Below are 17,560 nucleotides of genomic sequence, written 5' to 3'. Positions count from 1 at the left end.
CCACCTCTCGTTCGATGGAAACTGCGGTGTCCGCCCGGCCTGACATGACGGCCGACGGCGGGCGATCCAACGGTGTACGGCCCTCCCTTTCCTCTACTACCTCTTTCCCTGGCTGACGTACGATCCGCCGGTGCTGGAGCCCACGCGACTTCACGGCCCCCACACGTACGGCGAACATCAGCTGGAGCCCTAGAAGAGCCTTGGCCCCACCTGCACCCCGGCTCGTATCACGCCGAGTGACGTGCTCCTACTTCTTCTCGGGAGGGAACGATGAAGCCTGTTCCTCTCCTCGCCGTCCGTCGTGACCTCACGGCCGAACGGCCCGTCCGCGTCCTGACGGATCTTTCCTCTCGACTCGAGGAACAGTATGCCACCATGCAGAAGATGTCTAGTCGTTCCAGCCTAGATTTTCTGGCCGCCGGCCATCAGGGTGGCTGGCCCAGCGAAGGACGGTTCCAGGAGGGCCGACGTTGCGCCTGCCGAAATGTCATCCGCCCTGGTGAGAGCCCGGCGTACCACACGGTCGAGCGGCGCCGACCCGGGTCCGGGTCGGCGCCGCTTGGCCGTTTGCACCGCTCAGCGCGACGTCTCTGGAACGCGCAGGCCGAGCCCGCTCACGGCCGCCGCGACGAGCTGGTCCGGCGGCAGGGAGACGTCGAGCACCAGGCAGGGCTCGTCCGGCTGGGGCCGTTCGAGGGTCGCGAGCTGGGAATCCAGCAGGGAGGCCGGCATGTAGTGCCCGATCCGCTGCGACAACCGCTCCCGGATCACCTCGGTGGGCCCGTCCAGGTGCACGAAGTCCAGCTCCGGTGGCCCCTGCCGGAGCACGTCCCGATAGGACCGTTCCAGCGCCGAACAGGCCAGTACGGTCGAGACTCCCTCAGCGGACCGGGCGGCCATCCAGGCGGCCAGCGCACGCAGCCAGGGCCAGCGGTCGGCGTCCTGCAACGGGACGCCGGACCGCATCTTGGCCACGCTGGCCTCGGAGTGGAACTCGTCCGCCTCGGCCAGCCGCAGGCCCGCGGCGATGCTGATGCCCCGGGCCACAGTGCTCTTGCCGCAGCCCGACACACCCATCACGACTACGTGTCGGGTGGGAGCCGGTACCCGCCGACCGGCGACGGCGCCGTCACCAGTCATGGACGGTGCCGTCCTTGAGCCGGTTGAACGGAAGGTAGGCCGGCACGTAGGGGAACTTGGCGGCCGCGGCCTCGTCGAGCTCGACACCGAGCCCCGGCTGATCGCCCGGGTGGAGGTAGCCGTCGGTGAACGTGAAGGACTGCCGGAAAACCTCGTTGGTCAGCGGGCCGTGCTGCATGTACTCCTGGATTCCAAAGTTGTGGATCGCCAGGTCGAGGTGCAGGGCGGCAGCCATACCGACCGGGGAGATGTCGGTCGGCCCGTGGATGCCGGACTTGATCTGGTACTGCGCGGCGAAATCGAGCAGCTTGCGCATGGCGGTGATGCCGCCGGTGTGCGTGACCGCGGAGCGGACGTAGTCGATCAGCTGCTCCCGGATGAGCGTCTGGTAGTCCCACACCGTGTTGAAGACCTCGCCGATGGCGAGCGGCGTGGTGGTGTGCTGACGGACCAGCCGCAGCGCCTCCTGGTTCTCGGCCGGGGTGCAGTCCTCGAGCCAGAAAAGGTCGTAGGGCTCCAGCGCCTTGCCGAGCTTGGCGGCCTGGATGGGGGTCATCCGGTGGTGGCCGTCGTGCAGCAGCGGCAGCTCGGGGCCGAACTCGTTGCGGACCGCCTCGAAGACGCCGGGAAGGTGGCGCAGGTAGGCGCGGGTGTCCCAGTCCTCCTCGGCCGGCAGCGGGATGCGCTGTGCCGGCTCGTAGTCGTACCGCTTGTTGTCCGCACCGGACTGCGCGGCGACGCCGTAGACCGCGTTGATACCCGGAACCGAGGTCTGCACGCGGATCGACCTGTAGCCGAGCTCGAGATGCCGGCGGATCGAGTCGAACAGCTCCGGCAGGTCACGGCCGGAGGCGTGGCCGTACGCCCTGATGCCGGTGCGGGACGCGCCGCCGAGCAGCTGGTAGAGGGGCATCCCGGCCGCCTTTGCCTTGATGTCCCACAGCGCCACGTCCACGGCGGCGATGGCCGCCATGGTGACGGGTCCACGGCGCCAGTACGCCGAGCGGTACAGAAACTGCCAGGTGTCCTCGATGCGGTGCGCATCCTGGTTGAGCAACAGCGGGACGACGTGGTCGGCCAGGTAGGAGGCGACGGCGAGTTCCCGCCCGTTGAGCGTGCCATCGCCCAGGCCGGTGATGCCCTCGTCCGTGGTGATCTTCAGCGTCACGAAGTTGCGATCAGGGCTGGAGACGATGACGTCTGCTGCGACGATCTTCACAGGGTGCCTTTCTGAGGTGATGCTCGGGCGGTTCGTCAGGATGGTGCTTCCCGGCTCGCAAGCCACCGGGAGAAAACGTTCGTTGCGCCCCGGGCCGGACGCCGGCAGCGGGCGCTCCGGCCGGCGACGCGCTGCCCCGGCGACCCGGTCACGGATCGGACCGGACCGCCACCGCGGCGGTCAGGCAAAACGGTGAACAGGTCGAGCGGCTACGGCGCGTCAGCGGGCCTGCGGCCAGGGGCTGCGGTGGAGGCACGCACGACCACCTCGCTCGACAGCACCGGCGGGTCGCTCACCGGCAGGCCCTGCATCCGCGCTTCGAGCGCACGCCACGCCTGCCGGCCCAACTCGACGACGGGGCGCCGGACCGACGTGATCGGCGGGGTGGCGTAGGCCGAGAACGGGATGTCGTCGAAGCCCGCGATCGAGAGCTCCTCGGGCACCTTGACGCCGAGTTCCTGCAGGCCCGACAGCACGCCGAGGGCGACGTAGTCGTTGAACGCCACCACCGCGGTCACGTCGCTGTCGGCGAGCTGCCGGGCGACGGCGTAGCCGGCCTCGAGGTCGGGGCCGCACGGGAACGGCACGACGTCGAGCCCGAACGACGAGGCGGCCCGCAGCGCGCGCCACCGGACCGAGTCCGACCACGACCCCGGCGGGCCCTGCAGGTACCCGATACGCCGGTGCCCGAGCCCGGCGAGATGCCCGGCCAGCGACAGCGCCGCCTCGTACTCGTCGACTGTCACGCAGGGCATCCCGAGGCCGCTCTGTGCCCGGTTCACGCAGACCGTCGGCGACGACTGCACCGCCAGCTCGTGCAGTTGCTCGATGTCCATCCGCGGCGAGCACAGCACGAGCGCGTCGGTCTGGGCGAGCAGGCCGAGCGCGAGCTTCATCTCACGCTCGACGTGTTCGCCCGACTCCGCGACGACCACGCTGTAGCCAGCCTCCTCGGCGGCCGAGGTGAGCCCCCGGAGCACGATCGGGAAGAACGGGTTCGACAGGTCCGGCACGAGGGCCCCGACGAGCCACGTGCGGCCGGCCACCAGCCGGCGCGCGTGGACACTGGGCCGGTATCCGAGCTCCTCAATGGCCTTCTCGACCCGGTCGGCGAGCTGCCGGTCGACGCTGGTGTTCCCGTTGACGACCCGCGACACGGTCGCGGTGGAGACGCGCGCCGCCTTGGCGACGTCCTTGATGGTTATTTCCCGCATCTCGACTCACCGGCCCCCGTACCACGCTGGCCTTCTCGTCTCGCCCTACGCCTGCTTGACGGCAACGTGTACGTCGACTGGTGCGACAGCGTACTCCTTGACGATATTCAACCACGCGGCCACGTGCTCAGTACTGCCATGATTGTCCAGGCAACGCTGGTCGCGCCAGTGCGCGTGGAACCAGATCTCACGCGGGTTGTCGGCGCCTTGGAAGACGTTGTACGCGAGGTTGCCCTCTTCGGCCCGGCAGGGCTCGACGAGCGCCACCGCCGCGTCGCGCAGGATGTCGACGGACCCGGGTTTGGCCTCGACCCGGGCGAACACGAACCGTTCCATCAGCTTGTTCTCCTGTCGGTTTAGGAACGTCAGAACGCGGCGAGACCGGCCACTGTCGTGCGGACGCTGTAGACGCTGGTGCTCGCGCAGATGTAGAGGGTGCACAGGTCCTCGCCGCCCCACACGAAGTTGCCGACGACCTCGGGCACCTCGATGACGCCGACGTGGGCGCCGTCCGGCGAGTAGACGTGGATGCCGCCGGGGCCGGTGCAGTAGACGTTGCCCGTCGAGTCGATCTTGAGACCGTCGACCACCGGGTCACCGGGGCCGCTGGTGACGGCGAACACCTCTCCGCCGGTCCCCCGCCCGTCCTGCAGCCGGAACCGGCGGATGTTCCCGTGCTCGGTGTCGTTGACGTAGAGCACGCTCTCGTCGAGCGACAGACACAATCCGTTCGGGCCGTCGAGATCGTCGATCAGCAGAGTCAGCTCGCCGGTGTCGGGAACGAGCCGGTAGACACCGCACACGTCGAGCGGAACCTCGCGCAGCACCCCGACGAACTCGCTGGTCCGCCCGTACGGCGGGTCGGTGAAGTAGATGGTGCCGTCGCTCGCCACGATGACGTCGTTGGGGCTGTTGAGCTCCCTGCCGTCGTAGCGGTCGGCCAGGGTGGTCCACGAACCGTCGAGCTCGCGTCGTACCAGTCGGCTGGTCGCGTGCTCGCACACCACCAGCCGGCCCTGCCGGTCGTACGCGGTGCCGTTGGCCTTGTTGCTGGGGTCGCGCACCACCGTGACGTCCCCGGCGGCGTCGAGCCGCAAGATGCGGCCGGCCGGGATGTCGGTGAACGTCAGGGACTGTTCGTGCGGGTGCCAGGAGGGGCCCTCGGTGAAGAGGTAACCGGTCGTGAGCTGCCTCAGCGGCTCGTCCGTGACCAGTTGCGCCGGCCGGCCGGCCGTACCCTGGACAGCGGTCATCATCGACTCCGTTCTGTGCCGGTCTTACAGTCACGGCGCGCCCCGCTCCCGGCGGAGGGGGCGCGTCGCACGGGACGTCAGGACTCGTTCGGGACGATGATTCCGCGGCCCTGCAGACGGCCGCCCTCGAGATCGGCCATCGCCTCGTTGATCTGCTCGAGCGGGTAGGTCTTGGTGTGCAGCGTGACCTTGCCCTGGGCCATCAGCGCGAGCAACTCGCCGAGCTCGTTGAAGTTGCCGATCAGGTTGCCGACGAAGTTGAGCTCGTTGTTGATGATCCGCTTGGTATCGACCTGCAGCTCACCGCCGTAACCGACGACGAAGTACGTGCCGAAGGAGCGAAGCATGTCCACGCCCCACTTCTCGGCACCGCGCTCCGCGACGTAGTCGATCACGACGTCGGCGCCGCGCCCCTTGGTCAGCGCCTTGACCGCCTCCACCTGATCGCCGTCGACGAGCACCGTGTGCTCGGCCCCCCAACTCTTGGCGAGTTCGAGCGCCGCCGCGTTCTTGTCCACGACGATGATCTCGGCGGGGGTCATCGCGGTGAGGCACTGGATGCCCACGTGCCCGAGGCCGCCCGCGCCGATCACCACGACCTGGGTACCCGGCACGAGCAGCTTCGCGGCGCGCTTCACCGCGTGGTAGGCGGTGACGCCACCGCACGCGACCGGGGCCACGTCCACCGGGTGCAGGTTGTCAGCGATCTTGAGCGCGGCGCGCGCGCCGGTCTTGATCTTCTGCGCGAACCCGCCGTCGGTGTAGAGGCCGGGGAACACGGCGTTCTCACAGCGCATGTCGTCGCCGGCCCGGCAGCCGGCGCAGACGCCGCAGGTGACGAAGGGGTGCAGGATCACCGCGTCGCCGACGGCGAGGTGCTTGACGCCCTCCCCCACCGCCTCGATCCAGCCGGCGCTCTCGTGGCCGGGGATGTAGGGCAGGTCCAGCCCCGCGTCGGCGTGCTCCTTCTCGAACTCGCCCCACTGGATGTGCAGGTCGGTCCGGCACAGGCCGGCGGCGCCGGTACGCACGATGATGTCGAAGGGGCCTGTGATCTCGGGGTCGGGGACCTCCTCGATGACCAACGGCTGGTGGTAGGCGTGCAGTCGTGCGGCCTTCACTGGTTCTCCTTAGTACTTCTTGGCGTCCAGCGCCCACTGGAGGTAGGCCTGCGGCGCGTCGACGTTGCTCTTGTCGATGATCTGCGTGCCGACGTAGGTCACCTTGTCGATGTTCTTGCCGAGCACGACGCGGTTGAACATCGTCTCGACCAGGCGCAGTCCGTTGTCGACCGGGCCCACGTCGACCGACGCGGTCAGCTTGCCCTCACGGATCTTCTCGCAGCCCGACACCAGGCCGTCTGCGCCGATCGTGAGGATGCCCTCCTTGCCGTCCCAGTGCTTGAGGCCGGCCTGGTCGATGGCCTGCGAGGCGCCCAGCGCCATGTCCTCGTTCTCGCCGTAGATCGCGTTGATGTCCTTGTTGGCGGCCAGCAGGTCCTGCGCGACCGCGAAGCCCTTGTCCCGCACATAGCCGCCGTCGGCCTGGGCGACCAGCTTCACGTCGGGGTACTCGGCGAACGCCCGCTTCAGGCCGTCGCCGCGCATCTTGCTGTAGTCGGACCCCGCGGGGCCGAACAGCGCCAGTACCCGGCCCTTGCCGTTCAGCTTGTCACCGATGTACTTGCCGGCGAGGTAACCCGACTGGGTCTCGTTGTGGTAACCCACCGTCGCGGCGGTCCGCAGCTGGTCGGCCGGGTAGAGCTCGATCGGCATGTTGTACTCGATCACCATCGTGCCCTGCTCGGCGGCCCGCTGGTAGACGCCCTGCATGGTGGCGAAGTTGGCCGAGGTGCAGATGAAGATGGCGTCGAACTTACGGGTGGCCCAGTTCTGCACGATGCCCACGTGCTGCTCGACCGACTTGTAGTTGGCGGTGGGCGCCGACCGCTCCCACTTCCACTTGACGCCGAACCGCTCCTCGTACTCGGCCATCTTGCGCCAGGCGGCGCCCTGGATCTCGTTGAAGTACTCGGACAGCACCGGGACCGTGTAGCCGATCTGGATCGTGCGACCGTTGACGATCTTCCGAACCGCGTCGTCGTACTTCTGGCTGATCGGGCTGCCCCCGTTGCCGCCTCCGCCGCCGGTCGGGCTGTTGTCGACCTCCTTGCTCGAGCACGCGGCGAGCAGGCTGCCGCCGACCGCGGCACCGCCGATCAGGCTGACACCTCTGAGGAAATTTCGACGCGACGGTAGGGACGGCAGGTTGTCGTTGCGGGCGTCACTCATTGCAGGCCTCCGAGAAAGGTGGTGGGTTGGGGAAGCGACGTCAGGCGTCCGCGGCGACGACCGCCTGCCGGCGGGCGCGGGCCAGGGATCGCTCGTAGCCGAGGGTGCCGACCCGGTCGAGAGTGACGGCCAGCAACAGGATCGAACCGAGCACGATCTGCTGCCATTCGGCACTGACGCCGGCAATGTTGATCACGTTGTTGGCGACCGTGAGGACGAGCGCGCCGAGGACGGCACCACCCACCCGGCCACGTCCGCCGGACAGCGCGGCCCCGCCGATGACGGCCGCCGCGATGGCCTGGACCTCGTAGCCGAGGCCCATGTTGGGGGCGACAGTGGTGGTGCGCCCGGCCAGGAGCACACCGGCCAGCGCCGCGAGCACGCCGCTGATGACGTACGCGGTGACGCGTACGCGGTTGACGTTGATGCCCGACAACCGAGCCGCGTCGGCGTTGCTGCCGACGGCGTAGGCATGCCGGCCGAACGAGGTACGCCGCATGACGAAGGCGACTACCGCGACCATCAGCAGCGACAGCATCAGGGGGACGGTGACGAAGCCCAGGTACCGTTCGCGCCCGGCGAGCGTGTAGTACACGTCCAGCATGTAGTCGGTGAACGGGAAGCCGCTGGTCCACAGGTACAGCAGGCCGCTGGCGATGCCCATGGTGGCCAGCGTGGCGACGAAGTCCGGCAGGCCGATCCGGGTGATGAGCACGCCGTTGAACAGCCCGAGGACCGCGCCGGCGGCGAGGGCCAGGATGAATGCCGCGATGAACGGTCGCCCGGTGTTGATCTGGTCGGCCATCACCCCGGCGGACAGGCCCAGCACCGCGCCGACCGAGAGATCGATGCCGCCGCTGATGAGCACGACGGTCATGCCGATCGCCAGGATCAGCACGTAGACCGACTGGTTGAACACGTTGGACCAGTTGTTGAACGTCAGGAACACCGGCTCGGTGAACGCCATGAAGACGCAGATGCCGAGCAACAGGACGATGACACCGGTGCTCGGCTTCGCCAGTGCGGCGGAGGCGAGACGCCGGACCGACGGGATGGACCCGGATGTACTCATGGCAGGAGTCATCTCAATCGACGGAAGAGAGGGCGGAGGGACTCGGTGACCGGGTGCCGGCGGTCCCGTCGTCGTCGCGCCGCTCCGCCGGGGTGGCGGCCGGCGACTTGAGCGTCAGCCAGCCGGCGGCGACGCGCTGGACGCCACGGTCGAACGCGATCGCGAGGATGATGCTGGCGCCGGTGACGATCGTGAACCACAGCGGGTCGACACCGAGCAGCTGCAGCCCGCGGCTGAGCGTCGCCAGGAACAGCGCGCCGATGACGCCGCGCCAGACCGTGCCCCGGCCGCCGGCGAGGCTGATACCGCCCAGGACGGCGGCGGCGATTGTCGTCAGCTCGTACCCCGATCCGAGGCCGGCCTGCACGGAGTTCAGCCGGGACGCCTGGACCACGCCGGCCAGACCGGCCGCCGCGCCCGACAGCACGTACACCAGGAACCGCACCCGGTTGACCGACACACCGGCCAGCTGCGCGGCCCGTGGGCTCATGCCGGCCGCGTAGACCCCGCGGCCGAACGGCGTCTTGATGAGCATCAATTCGAAGGCGAGCACGATGACCGCGCAGATCACGACCGGGATCGGGATCCCGAGAACGCTTTCCCCGGCGATCGAGGAGAACGTCGAGGAGTTGGCTCCGGCCAGCGTCACCTTGGCGGTGAGGACCGCGAGCACGCCGAACTCGATGCTCATCATCGCCAGCGTGACGATGAAGGCGTTGACGCCGAGGCCGCTGATGATCAGGCCGTTGACGGCGCCGACGAAGGCGCCGAACAGGATGCCGATCGCCACGGCCAGCACGACGGGAACGCCGTGCAGGAGGCTGAAGTACGTGACGCCGCCGGACAGTCCCAGTGTGGCGCCGACCGACAGGTCGATCCCGCCGACGAGCAGCACATAGGTCATGCCGGCGGTGATGAGGACGACGAACACCGCCTCGACGAGGAGGTTGCGCAGGTTCTCCCCGGTCAGGAAGACGTCGGACTTCACCGAGAAGAAGGCCACCATGATGATGAATGCGAGCACCACTGCTGCGCCGTCGACGGCGAGCAGCCGGGCGACGCGCCGAGCCAGGTTCATGCGACACCGCCGCGCACTGCGAGAGCCATGATCTTCTCCGCTCTACGGTCATCCATCTCGGTGGTGCTGTCGCCGCCGCACTCCACCTCGCCGACGAGCCTGCCTTCGCGCATCACGGCGATCCGGTCGCTGACCCGAAGCAGCTCGGGCAACTCCGACGAGATGACGATGGCGGCGCCCCCGTTGTCGACGAAGTCGTGGATCAGCCGGTAGACCTCTGCTTTCGCCGCCACGTCGATGCCCTGCGTGGGCTCATCGAAGATCAGCACGGACGGCTGGGTGAACAGGCAGCGGGCGACGATGACCTTCTGTTGGTTGCCGCCGCTGAGATTGCGGATCTTCTGGTGGACGCCCGGCGTACGCACGCCGAGGTCCTTGACGAAGCCGGTCGCGACGGCGTTCTCGCGACGGCGGTCGAGCACCACGCCGGCGCGCGCGACGCGCCGCAGGTCGGCGATGGTGATGTTCTTCGAGATCGTGAAGTCGGGCAGGATCGCCGTCGTCTTGCGGTCCTCGGGTACGAGCGCGATGCCGAGGCGGTACGCCTGGCGCGGGTTACGGATCCGGGTCACCAGCCCGTTGACCGCGATCTCGCCGGAGTCGAGGCGGTCCGCGCCGAGGATGACCCGCGCCAGCTCGGTGCGGCCTGCCCCGGCGATACCGGCGATACCGAGTACCTCCCCACGCCGCAGCGTCAGGTCGATGTCGGTCAGTGGCAGCCGGGTGACTCCGGTCAGGCGGAGAACCTCGCTGCGGTCCCCCTGCCACCGGGTGTCCCTCGCGACGCTGCCGGTGGCCAGCGCGCCGACCGTCTCCGCTTTGTTGCCGACCATGAGTCGCACCAGCTCGTCGGGCGTCGCCGCGCTCACGTCGTCGACGGTCGCCACGTGGGTGCCATCGCGCAGCACCGTGATGGTGTCGGCCAGGCCGTAGAGCTCGTCGAGCCGGTGCGTCACCCACAGCACGGCGATGCCGCGGTCGCGCAGGGCACGCATGTGGCCGAACAGGCTCTCCCGCTCGTGGTCGGCGAGGCCCGAGGTGGGCTCGTCGAGGATGACCAGGCGCGAGTCGAAGGCAAGCGCCTTGAGGATCTCCACGACGTGCTGCTTGAGAGCTCCCAGCGAGGCGACCCGGCAGTCGAGGTCGTCCGGCGTCAGCCCGAACTCGACCGCCAGGTCGCGGACCTTGCCCAGCATCGCGCGTTCGTCGAGAAGGCGCAGGCCGAATCGGCGGCTGCGCAGCTCGCGGCCGAGGAAGATGTTCTCGAGCACCGTCAGGTCCGGGGCCAGCGACAGCTCCTGGTGGATCGTGGTGATCCCGAGTTGCTGGGCGTCGCGCGGCTTGCGCAGGGCCACCGGCGCACCGTCGAGGAGGATCTCGCCGGACTCGGGCGTGGTGATGCCCGACAGCAACCTGATGAGTGTCGACTTGCCGGCGCCGTTCTCACCCAACAGTGCGTGGATTTCGCCGCGACGCAGCGTCACGCTGACCCCGGCGAGCGCCACGACCCCGGGATAACGTTTCACGGCGTCGCGCACCTGAACGAGGGCGCCGTCGTCGTCACTGGGTGACCGGCGAGGAGCCGTGGAACTGTCCGACATGACATTTCGCCTTTGCCGAAGGAATTGGGACGCGCCGAACTGCCGGCGCGCGCTCTGACCCCGGGATCGGACCGTGGTGACGGCCGGTCTCGTTGTCTCGCACGGGGTGTCGTGCCGCGAGACGTTAGACGTGTACGACTGTCGTGTCAATCACTTCAGGAATCGATTTCTCAGTCGCCTGAGCGACTCTGCCACCCGGGGGCAGGACCCGCACCGGGCTTCCTGACGGCGTCCGGCCAGACCGTCATATGGGGCTCTGAGCTGGTGTTTTGTGCGAAGACATGGCGTTTCCGGGAGCCGGGACGAGGCACGACACGCAACGGCGAAGAAGGTTCGGGCCTTGACAGCGACGCCGGCTTGGTAAACGTTATCTCCACTGATCTCACGGGTCGGCAGTGCCGAGGCGTCCACCATCGCGCTCGGGTCTCGCCGGCCGCGTACCGCCACTGCACACAGCCCGCCGTCCGCGCACCGCCGGTGCCGGCAGGGCGCGACGCCACGTCCACCGGAATGCCGAAGGAGCCCCGCTCATGACCGCCGTTCCCGCCCCGCCCACCGCCATCCCGCTGGAGGAGATCGAGCGCCGCATCGCCCGCGTGCGCCGGCGGGCGGCCGCCGAGGGGCTCGGCGCGGTCCTGTCCTATGGCGACTGCTGGCGGTCGGCCAACGTCCGTTACTTCACCGACTTCCGCCCCGTCGACGGGGTGCACGACATCGCCCTGGCGCTGCTCGTGCTGCCGCTCGACGGTGAGCCGGTGCTGCTCGTGGGGGACGGGACGCTGGACTACGCGCGTGAGGTGTCGACGTTCCGGGTGGAGACCTTCGGGTCGCTCGAGCAGACCTTCACGGACCTGCTGGCGGCCCAGGGCGCCGGGCCGGTCGGCCTGGCCGGCCACGGCCTGATCCCGGCGCACCTGCACGAGCGCTGCACGGCGGCGCTCGGCGGCGCGCCACTGGTACCCACCTCGGCGGTGGCCCTGGAGAAGGCGCGCAAGTCGGCGTGGGAGCTCGGCCAGCTCCGCGAGGCCGCCCGCATCACCGACCTCGCCATGGACGCCATCCGGACCGCACTCGAGAACAACGGCCCGATGTCCGAACGCGACATGGCGCGGGTGGCCGACATCGCGATGATCGAGGCTGGCGCCGACGGCCCCGCGTACCTGTCGATGGTGCAGTCGGGTCCGCGGGCCGCGTTCAGCCTGGCCCTGCCCACCAACCGCGTCGTGCGCCCCGGTGAGATGGTGATGACCGACATCGGCGCCCGGTACGGCAACTACGTGGCCGACGGCGGCCGTGGCTTCGCCTACGGGTCCGTGACCCGCCAGCAGCGCGACATCATCGACACCGCCGCCGACGCCGTCGAGGTGGGGCTGGAGACCGCCCGGGCCGGCATCACCGCCGACGAGCTCAACAAGGTCATGCAGGCCGTACTGGTCGAGCGCGGGTACGCCCCGTACTCCAGCGAGGCCATGGGCCGCGGCACTGGCCACGGCACGGGCATGGACCCGGAGGAGGAGCTGCCGTGGATCGGCCCGGGCAACGAGACCGTGCTCGAGGAGGACATGGTCTTCACGCTCAAGGCGACGATCAACGTTCCCGAGGTCGGTGGGCTGCGGACCGAGCGGATCGTGCGGGTCACCCAGGACGGCGTGGAACCGCTGGACAACTTCCCCATGCGCAACTTCTGGTGAGTCGACCGAGTCGCTGAGGGTGTCGAGAAAGGACTGTGATGACCGGGCTCCATCCGGATCGCCTGCTGCCGGCGGGCGAGGGTGCACGGGCGATCGCCCGCGAGCTGTACGAGGCGGTCCGCGCACTGCCCCTGTTCTGTCCGCACACGCACATCGACCCGTGGGTGCTGGCGGAGGACCGCCCCTTCCAGGACCCGTACCAGCTGTTCGTGGAGTCGGACCACTACGTTCAGCGAATCCTGATGTCGCAGGGGCTGTCCCCGGCGCAGCTCGGCCTGGCCGGGCCCGCCGGCGTCACGGCCGCCTCGCCGCGCGAGGCGTGGCGTGTCTTCGCCGCCAACTGGCACCTGTTCCGCGGTACGCCCACCCGGGTGTGGATCGAGCAGCAGTTGGTCGAGGTGTTCGGCCTGGACACTCCCCTCGGCCCGGACACCGCCGACCGGCTGTTCGATGATCTCAGCGCCCTGCTGGCCACGCCTGAGTTCCGGCCGCGGGCTCTGTTCCGCCGCTTCGGGGTGGAGTTCCTCGCCACCACCGACGCGCCGCACCAGCCGCTGACGGCCCACGAGAAGTTGCAGAACGGCGACTGGCACGGCCCGGTCGTGCCGACTTTCCGGCCGGACGCGGTGGTCGACCTGGAAAAGCCGGACTGGGTGCGGTCGGTGCAGCAGCTCGCCGAGGTCGCCGACACCGACACGTCGACCTTCGACGGCTACCTGGAGGCCCTGCGCATCCGGCGGCAGGACTTCATCCGTCTCGGGGCGACGGCGACCGACCACGGCCCGGTGCACCCGCACGCCGCCCGCGCCGCCGACCGCGTCGTGCGCGACCTGTACCGCCGACGTCTGCGGGGTCCGGTGAGCCAGGACGAGGCCGAGCTGTTCCGGTCGCACATGCTCATGGAGCTGGCTCAGATGAGTGTGGACGACGGCCTGGTGATGCAGCTGCATCCCGGGTCGACCCGCAACCACGACCGCGCCATGTTCCGCGACCACGGGCCGGACATCGGCGCCGACATCCCGCACCCGGTGAACTTCGTGCACGGCCTCGAGGAGCTGCTGAACGCCTACGGCAACGTCGCGAACTTCACCCTCGTGGTCTTCACCCTCGACGAGACCACGCTGGCTCGCGAGCTGGCGCCGATGGCGGCGCACTACCCGGCGCTGCGCATCGGCGCACCGTGGTGGTTCTTCGACAGCCCGGGCGGCATGCGCCGGCACCGCGATCTCGTCACCGAGACGGCCGGCTTCTACAACGGCGCCGGCTTCAACGACGACGCGCGCTGCTTCACCTCCATCCCGGCCCGCCACGACATGGCCCGGCGGATGGACTGCGGCTTCCTCGCTGAACTGGTGGCGCAGCACCGCCTCGATCTCGACGAGGCACACGAGATCGCCCGGCTCTGGACGCGTGACCAGGCGCGCGAGGTCTACCTCCCGGACCGGACGTGAACGCCGCACTGCCGCGGCTGTCCCGACGGACGCTGCCCGGCGTGACCACCGCGGCCCGCCCGGCGTACGACCCGGCCGGCCTGACCACCGGAATCGTGCACCTGGGCATCGGGGCGTTCCACCGCGCGCACCAGGCCGCGATGACCGACGCCGCGACCGACGTCGCCGACGCCGGCTGGGGCATCGCCGGGGTGACCCAGCGCAGCACGGACGTCGTGGACCGGATGCGACCGCAGGACTGCCTGTTCACCGTGGTCACCCGGAACGGCGGCGAGCAGCTCGACGCGCGGGTCGTGGGATCCGTGACGTCGGTGCTGCACGCCGCGTCGCAGCCGGAGGCCCTGCTGGCCACCCTGTCGGCGCCGACCACACGCATCATCTCGGCCACCGTGACGGAGAAGGGGTACGCGGCGGCGCTTTCGTCGCGGACGCTGATCACCGACTCACCGTTGGTGGCCCAGGACCTCGCCGACCCGCGGCCGCACCGCAGCGTCGTCGGCCAGCTGGTGGGCGGCTTCGCCCGGCGCGCCGACCGCGGCGACCCCGGGGTCACCGTGCTGTGCTGCGACAACGTACCGAGGGGCGGCGAGCTGCTGCACGACCTGTGCCTGCAGTTCCTGGAGCGCTGGAGCTCCCACCGCGCCGCCGAGGTCGCGTCGTGGATGTCGCGGCACGTGCGGTTCCCGAACACGCTTGTCGACCGCATCGTGCCGGGTACGACGGAGGCCGACGCGCACGTCCTTACGCAGCGCCTCGGCTACCGCGACGACGCGCTGGTGACCGCGGAGAGGTACGGCCTGTGGGTGATCGAGGACGACTTCGCCGCCGGCCACCCGCAGTGGCCGGCTGACGAGGTGCGGCTGGTCAAGGACATCCAGCCGTGGAGCGACGTCAAGCTGCGGCTTCTCAACGGCGGCCACTCCCTGGTCAGCTACGTCGGGCTGCTCGACGGCCGGGAGACCGTCTCCGAGGTCATGCGGGTGGCCTGGATCCGCCAGCTGCTCGACGCCTGGCTCGACGAGGCGGGCCGGTCGCTGTGTGAGCTGCCGGAGGGGCTGGATCTCGCCACGTACCGCGACGACGTCGTCAGCCGGTTCGCCAACGACGGTATCGCGTACCGGCTCGGCAAGGTGGCCGCCGACGGCTCCCTCAAGCTGCCGACCCGCGTCGGCTCCACCGCGAGCGATCTCGTGGCCGGCGGGGCCGACGCCCGTGTCTCGGCGCTCACGCTGGCGACGTGGCTGCACTACGCCGAGCAGCCCGGCACGGTCCTCGACGACCCCAACGCGGCCCGCATCGACGAAGCGCTCGATGCCGGTCGCGAGCCACGGGCTCTCGTCGAGCGCGTGTACGGGTCGCAGGGCGTCGCTCCCCTGCCCGCCGTCCTGCAGGACGATTTCCTCGACGATGTCGCGACGGCACTCGACACCCTCCGGTTGCGTGGCGTCTCGGCGGCGGCAGGGCTGCTGGCGTAGCCCGGGCCTACCGCAGCAGCGGTACGGACACCCTCAGCCGGCTCGGCGACACCCGGCACGCGCTCGGCGACCCCACCTCCGGCCGGGCCGACTGGCAGCGGCACTGGACATCCTCACGGCCCTCGACCACCCGGACGCCGCGGCCGTCCGCGCCAAACTCCAGCTCCCGTAATCGAACCGTCGACCAACAACGGCGCCCACCCGGTCGTACTTTGGGACGATCTGGAGTCGCACCACCGTTCGTACGATGAAACCCATGCACTCTCGCCTGCACGCGGTGTTGGCCGAGCCGCGTGTCTCCCCCACCCCGGCCCGGGTCTGGCGCGACTGGGCGTTGATCGTGGTCCTCGCTCCGGCGATCGTGGTGGAAGGAATCTTCCGGCCCGATCTGCCGTGGCGGGTGGGCTGCGTCGTCGTCGCGCTCGCGCTGCTGCCCACGATCCTGTGGCGGCGGACCAGGCCGCTGCCGATGGTGGTGATCGCGTTCGGCTGCACGACGGTCGCCCCGTACGTGCTGCCCGGTGATCCCTGCCAGCTGTTCACGGCGAGCTTCCTGGTCCTGCTGACCTACGCGCTGTTCCGCTGGGGCTCCGGCCGGGACGCCGTGCTCGGTTCGTTCTTCGTGGTGGCCAAGGTGATCGCCGCCGGCCTGGTCGGCTCGATCGACGGCGGCGAACTGGTCGCCGGCTTCGCGGTGATGTTCGCCGCCGCCACGCTGGGTGCCGCGATCCGCTTCCGCGCCGCCGCCCGACTGCGCGAGCTCGATCAGGTGAAGCTGTTGGAGCGGGAACGGCTCGCCCGGGACCTGCACGACACGGTGGCCCACCACGTGTCCGCGATGGCGATCCGCGCCCAGGCCGGCATCGCCGCCTCGGCGAGCCAGCCGGGTGCCGCAGTCGAGGCGCTGCACACCATCGAGGCCGAGGCGTCCCGTGCGCTTGCCGAGATGCGCGCCATGGTCCGCGTCCTGCGCCGCGATCAGCCCGCCGACCTGGGGCCCAACCCGCAGGTCGCCGACATCGAACGGCTCGCCGGCCAGTTCCGCACCGGGCCGACCGTCGACGTGGATCTGCGCGGCGACCTCGGCGACCTGCCACCCACGGTCGGCTCCGCGCTGTACCGGCTGGCCCAGGAGTCGGTCACCAACGCCCGTCGCCACGCGCGCCACGCCACCCGCATCGAGGTCAGCGTCGCGGCCGACGACACGTCAGTGCGGCTGCGGGTCAGCGACGACGGCGAGGCCGGTGCCGCCCGCCCGACCGGCTCGCCCGGCTTCGGCCTGGTGGGCATGATGGAGCGCGCCGACCTGCTCGGCGGCACCTGCGAGGCCGGCCCCAACCCCGACCGTGGGTGGACCGTCACGGCCGTGCTTCCGCGCGAGGGGGTCGGCGCGTGACGGTTCGCGTGCTGGTGGCGGACGACCAGGAGATCGTCCGCACCGGCCTCACCATCATCCTGAACACCCAACCCGGCATCGAGGTCGTCGGTGGGGCCGGCGACGGCCGGCAGGCCGTCGAGCTCGCCCGTCGGCTCCGCCCCGACGTGTGTCTGTTCGACATCCGGATGCCGGGCATGGACGGCATCGAGGCGACCCGGGCGCTCGCCGGGCCGACGGTCCCGGAGCCGCTCGCGGTGGTCGTCATCACGACCTTCGACCTCGACGAGTACGTGTACGCGGCGCTGCGGGCCGGTGCCCGCGGCTTCCTGCTCAAGGAGGCCGGTCCCGACCTGCTCAGCCAGGCCGTGCACGCCGCCGCCAACGGGGATGCGCTGATCGCGCCGAGCGTCACCACGCGGCTGCTGAAGGCGTTCGCCGACGCGGATCCGGCCGCGCCGCGCCAGCAGCCCATCGAGGCGCTCACCGACCGGGAGGAACAGGTCCTGGTCGCCGTCGCGCGGGGACGCACCAACCAGGAGATCGCCGACGAGCTGTACATCACGTTGAGCACCGTCAAGTCGCACGTCACCAGCCTGATGACCAAGCTGGGTGTGCGTAACCGGGTCGAGGTGGCGATGTGGGCGTACGAGACCAACCGCGGCCGGAGGCGCTTTTGACCGGCGGAAGTACGACGACG

Annotated in this window: 15 protein-coding genes; 5 read left to right on the top strand and 10 right to left on the bottom strand. The window is 69.9% G+C overall.

Features of this window, described 5'->3' with window-relative positions; all coding sequences use genetic code 11:
* Window positions 1-576 precede the first annotated feature (576 nt).
* The 10 genes from ACFYPR_RS13125 to ACFYPR_RS13080 all read right to left on the bottom strand — a co-directional run bounded on the left by ACFYPR_RS13125 (window position 577) and on the right by ACFYPR_RS13080 (window position 10,793).
* Window positions 577-1,140 (bottom strand): gluconokinase, encoded by a 564-nt coding sequence (locus tag ACFYPR_RS13125; RefSeq protein WP_354857485.1) that lies wholly within the window; start codon window positions 1,138-1,140, stop codon window positions 577-579.
* On the bottom strand, window positions 1,130-2,359 hold the full coding sequence (gene manD / locus ACFYPR_RS13120; protein WP_354857487.1) for a D-mannonate dehydratase ManD: 1,230 nt from the start codon (window positions 2,357-2,359) through the stop codon (window positions 1,130-1,132). Before manD ends, ACFYPR_RS13125 begins: the two co-directional genes overlap by 11 nt.
* Window positions 2,360-2,568: 209 nt before the next feature.
* Complete coding sequence (locus ACFYPR_RS13115; protein WP_354857490.1) at window positions 2,569-3,573, bottom strand: LacI family DNA-binding transcriptional regulator; 1,005 nt, start codon at window positions 3,571-3,573, stop codon at window positions 2,569-2,571.
* 45 nt (window positions 3,574-3,618) lie between these two features.
* Window positions 3,619-3,909, bottom strand: a complete 291-nt coding sequence (locus ACFYPR_RS13110) for a putative quinol monooxygenase (protein WP_354857492.1) — start codon at window positions 3,907-3,909, stop codon at window positions 3,619-3,621.
* Window positions 3,910-3,938: 29 nt separating this feature from the next.
* Window positions 3,939-4,826, bottom strand: a complete 888-nt coding sequence (locus tag ACFYPR_RS13105) for an SMP-30/gluconolactonase/LRE family protein (RefSeq protein WP_354857494.1) — start codon at window positions 4,824-4,826, stop codon at window positions 3,939-3,941.
* A 77-nt stretch (window positions 4,827-4,903) separates the two neighbouring features.
* Entirely contained in the window at window positions 4,904-5,947 is a 1,044-nt protein-coding gene (locus ACFYPR_RS13100) for an NAD(P)-dependent alcohol dehydrogenase (protein ID WP_354857496.1), read from the bottom strand.
* A gap of 9 nt (window positions 5,948-5,956) precedes the next feature.
* Window positions 5,957-7,117, bottom strand: a complete 1,161-nt coding sequence (locus ACFYPR_RS13095) for a sugar ABC transporter substrate-binding protein (RefSeq protein ID WP_355066760.1) — start codon at window positions 7,115-7,117, stop codon at window positions 5,957-5,959.
* A 40-nt stretch (window positions 7,118-7,157) separates the two neighbouring features.
* Window positions 7,158-8,189 carry an ABC transporter permease gene (locus tag ACFYPR_RS13090; RefSeq protein ID WP_387259973.1) on the bottom strand — a complete coding sequence of 344 codons (1,032 nt, stop codon included), beginning with the start codon at window positions 8,187-8,189 and terminating at the stop codon, window positions 7,158-7,160.
* A 13-nt stretch (window positions 8,190-8,202) separates the two neighbouring features.
* Window positions 8,203-9,267: an ABC transporter permease gene (locus ACFYPR_RS13085; protein WP_387259970.1), complete on the bottom strand. Its 1,065-nt coding sequence runs from the start codon at window positions 9,265-9,267 to the stop codon at window positions 8,203-8,205.
* Window positions 9,264-10,793 carry a sugar ABC transporter ATP-binding protein gene (locus ACFYPR_RS13080; protein ID WP_387259968.1) on the bottom strand — a complete coding sequence of 510 codons (1,530 nt, stop codon included), beginning with the start codon at window positions 10,791-10,793 and terminating at the stop codon, window positions 9,264-9,266. Before ACFYPR_RS13080 ends, ACFYPR_RS13085 begins: the two co-directional genes overlap by 4 nt.
* A gap of 605 nt (window positions 10,794-11,398) precedes the next feature.
* Between ACFYPR_RS13080 and ACFYPR_RS13075 the strand changes: the two genes are divergently transcribed.
* The 5 genes from ACFYPR_RS13075 to ACFYPR_RS13055 all read left to right on the top strand — a co-directional run bounded on the left by ACFYPR_RS13075 (window position 11,399) and on the right by ACFYPR_RS13055 (window position 17,540).
* Window positions 11,399-12,559 carry a Xaa-Pro peptidase family protein gene (locus ACFYPR_RS13075; protein WP_355066761.1) on the top strand — a complete coding sequence of 387 codons (1,161 nt, stop codon included), beginning with the start codon at window positions 11,399-11,401 and terminating at the stop codon, window positions 12,557-12,559.
* 38 nt (window positions 12,560-12,597) lie between these two features.
* Window positions 12,598-14,010 (top strand): glucuronate isomerase, encoded by a 1,413-nt coding sequence (uxaC, locus tag ACFYPR_RS13070; protein WP_387259964.1) that lies wholly within the window; start codon window positions 12,598-12,600, stop codon window positions 14,008-14,010.
* Window positions 14,007-15,485: a mannitol dehydrogenase family protein gene (locus ACFYPR_RS13065; RefSeq protein WP_355066763.1), complete on the top strand. Its 1,479-nt coding sequence runs from the start codon at window positions 14,007-14,009 to the stop codon at window positions 15,483-15,485. The genes uxaC and ACFYPR_RS13065 overlap by 4 nt, the downstream gene beginning before the upstream one ends.
* Window positions 15,486-15,741: 256 nt before the next feature.
* Entirely contained in the window at window positions 15,742-16,881 is a 1,140-nt protein-coding gene (locus tag ACFYPR_RS13060; RefSeq protein WP_387259961.1) for a sensor histidine kinase, read from the top strand.
* Entirely contained in the window at window positions 16,878-17,540 is a 663-nt protein-coding gene (locus tag ACFYPR_RS13055) for a response regulator transcription factor (RefSeq protein ID WP_354970927.1), read from the top strand. Before ACFYPR_RS13060 ends, ACFYPR_RS13055 begins: the two co-directional genes overlap by 4 nt.
* Window positions 17,541-17,560 lie beyond the last annotated feature (20 nt).

Origin of the sequence: Micromonospora sp. NPDC005254 (genome assembly GCF_042872525.1) — a bacterium.
GTDB lineage: Bacteria > Actinomycetota > Actinomycetes > Mycobacteriales > Micromonosporaceae > Micromonospora.
This window is presented reverse-complemented; position numbering and strand designations above follow the sequence as displayed.